This window comes from Ruminococcus sp., from assembly GCF_016283395.1.
This window is the reverse complement of the sequence record NZ_JAEEMU010000017.1, coordinates 1-2,819: the sequence shown is the minus strand read 5'-3', so window position 1 is coordinate 2,819 and position 2,819 is coordinate 1. Positions and strand designations below refer to the sequence as shown.

Annotated in this window: 4 protein-coding genes; all 4 read right to left on the bottom strand. The window is 44.4% G+C overall.

Annotation, left to right across the window (positions count from 1 at the left end; all coding sequences use genetic code 11):
- On the bottom strand, nt 1–348 hold a 348-nt coding region (locus QZZ41_RS00375), incomplete at its 3' end, for a CpXC domain-containing protein (protein ID WP_295066621.1).
- Between the two features lie 107 nt (nt 349–455).
- Complete coding sequence (locus QZZ41_RS00370) at nt 456–1,217, bottom strand: GNAT family N-acetyltransferase (protein WP_295066620.1); 762 nt, start codon at nt 1,215–1,217, stop codon at nt 456–458.
- Between the two features lie 25 nt (nt 1,218–1,242).
- Complete coding sequence (locus tag QZZ41_RS00365; protein ID WP_295066618.1) at nt 1,243–2,199, bottom strand: hypothetical protein; 957 nt, start codon at nt 2,197–2,199, stop codon at nt 1,243–1,245.
- Nucleotides 2,200–2,273: 74 nt separating this feature from the next.
- A partial coding sequence (gene rlmD, locus QZZ41_RS00360) for a 23S rRNA (uracil(1939)-C(5))-methyltransferase RlmD (protein WP_295066616.1) occupies nt 2,274–2,819 on the bottom strand: 546 nt, incomplete at its 5' end.

Sequence of the window (2,819 nt, the reverse complement as noted above, 5' to 3'; positions counted from 1 at the left end):
TTCGCGGAGCTGGTTTATATCGGATACAACACGCTTTGTGTAATTATCGTTAAAATCATAACCGCTTTCGTTATTTTCGTTGATAGTTTTCATATACTCAACAGCTGAAGTGGGATTTCCCGGGATATAGCAAAGCAGGTACTTTTCTTTTACCTGATGATAAAGAGTAGGGTAGAAGATAAGTGACTTGTTATCGCAGTGAGGGCAACGCCATGCAAAAACTTCGCCGCTTCTTATCATATCCTTTATCTGAGGATCGGTCTTTGTGTCCATAGTTTCCCATACGAGCATTTCCGACTCATGGCTGCACTTTGGACATTTTATCTTTTCCATATGACTTTTAGACATAGAAATTCCTCTTTTCTTTGATTATCATAAAATAATGCTTTTTACAATTATAGTATAGCATATCAGAACTGTTTTTTCAAGTGGCGGAAGTTACGCCACGAAAGTGCTTACATATCGTACTTTTCAAGCAGGTCGTATATACCGTCTTGTGAGAGGACTCCGCGTTTAAGCTCCTTAGGCAGAAGTCCTGCTTCATCTGAAGAAAAGTCGCGTTTCCACGCATCACTTACGTAATAATCTCTCAACTCACTGAGCATTTCGTGCAGTTCAGGGGATACATCGCTCATATCCTGAGCTTTCTGCATTATATCCTCATAGTACTTCACACGTTTTACCTGTTCCTGTACAGCTTCTGAAGATACGGGGAGTACCTTTTCAAAGCGGAACATATCAGCCATTTCTCTGTCCTTATCATCAGGGACACAGTGATACTCGCTGAAGTATTCAACAATGTGGAAACCGCAGCGGTTTACGTAAAAATGTATATTTCTCTTCTCGAAATAGGGAGTAACAGTCTCCCAGACAGTGACCTCGGGGTGCATATCCTCTATCTCGCACCATGCTGCATAACCGATGCCCTTGCTGTGGACAGCAGGGGAAACGAACAGCAGTTCAAGTTCTCCGTGGTCGTATTCGGTTCTGATAACTACACCGCCTACGTTTTTGCCGTTTTGTACTATGCGATAGGCAGTGCCCTCGTCAATTGACTGTTCAATTGTGCTTTGTGAGATTATCTCTCCCTCTTCTTCAAAGTGGTCATCGCGCAGCCCGAATTCTTCAAGAGCACCGTAACGGAAAGCCGCCTGATTGTCCTTGATAAACTGCTCTATGTCAGACTCTTCCAGTGGGATAAGGTGTATTTCTGTCATACTATTCTTCCTTTTTATTACGATATCATTCAATTATCTGAATAACATCGTTAGCCGCAAGCCAGTTGAGAAACTCAAAACGTGCCTGATCCTTACATTCTGGCTTTATCATGTAATACATATAATGTTCGAGGAGATTAAGGGTCTCGAGAGTACGTCCCTCCAGTTTGAACTGCTCAAATCCCATTGGGATATACTTTCCCCATATCTCATCGGGGGAGATGTGATTTTTCAGCTTTACAATGTCGAAAAGTGAACGCTGCGAGCATGGGCAGTCCGCAAACTTCTGTATCTCAGGGTGTTCTGCAACCAGCTTTTTCGTATCGAAGGGCGCATTCGGGTATTTTCTTACATGATTTGAGTATGCTATCTGCTGTAAGCCGATAGCTTTGTAATGCTCTGAACGCATGGGACAGTTAGGGTTGCAGCAGGCATTTACCAGAAGCTCGCACTTCTTTTTGTCGGGTATCTTCTCCAGTGTCTCAAAATCGTGGTTGAGATCATAGTCGATAACAACAATGTGGTAGTCCTTTTCGACTTCGCTGCACAGCTGTTCAGCGTCGGTGATACGCTTGCAGGTGGAGCTTGTTATCTTGTAGTTGGGGTAGTTCTTGCGGATATAGTCTTCCAGCAGCGGCGACATTACAATAACTTCGTTAAGTCCGTTGTCGGCAAGGTGCATGACCATATTGCAGAAATCATCGTTAAGATGCTTCTTTTCAAGCATGGGGTTGGTGAAAGTAAATCGGAGAGGGATACCTCTTCCGTTGAATGTCTTTATTACAGTGTTTATGAAATTCTGATTACAGACACCGCCCTGTGTACGTCCGCCGTTCCAGATAGAAGGAGGGAATACACCGTAAACGGAAGCAATCTCTACTCCCTCGCGAAAATACTCGGGACGCTTTTCGAGAAGCTCCGCAAATACAACATTGAATTTGAAATGCCCTGCAAAATCGGGCAGATGAAAACGTGCTCTCATATCGGTTCTGATCCTTTCTCTTAAATCATGTCATTATACTGCTCTGTTTCAAATGATTTCAGCTATTCAAATAATTATTTTTCCCTTGACATCAATACTACGCACTCAACGTGACCTGTTCGCGGAAAGAGATCGACTCCACAGACTTTTTCCACATTATAGCCCTTTTCACTGAGGAGCTTTGCATCTCTTGCGGCAGTAGCAGGATTGCAGGATATCATAACTATCTTCTTAGGAGCAGCTTCTGCGATAACATCTATAGTCTCAGCCGAGCAGCCCTTTCGCGGCGGGTCGACTACGATAATATCGGGAGCACAGCCCTTCCTGCGGAGCTTTCCGAAAACCTCTCCTGCATCGCCGCAGTGGAACTCCGCATTGCTTATGTTGTTTCGCACAGCATTTTTCTTTGCGTTCTCAACGGCCTGAGGGATTATCTCCACACCCACTATCTTCTTCGCCTGCTTAGCCATTGAAAGACCTATGGTGCCTGCGCCGCAGTAAAGGTCGGCAATTACCTCGTCACCCTTTGGTGAAGCATATTCCAGAGCCTTTGCATAGAGCCTTTCAGCCTGCACGGTATTGACCTGATAGAAGGAAAGGGGGGATATCTCAACGGTATT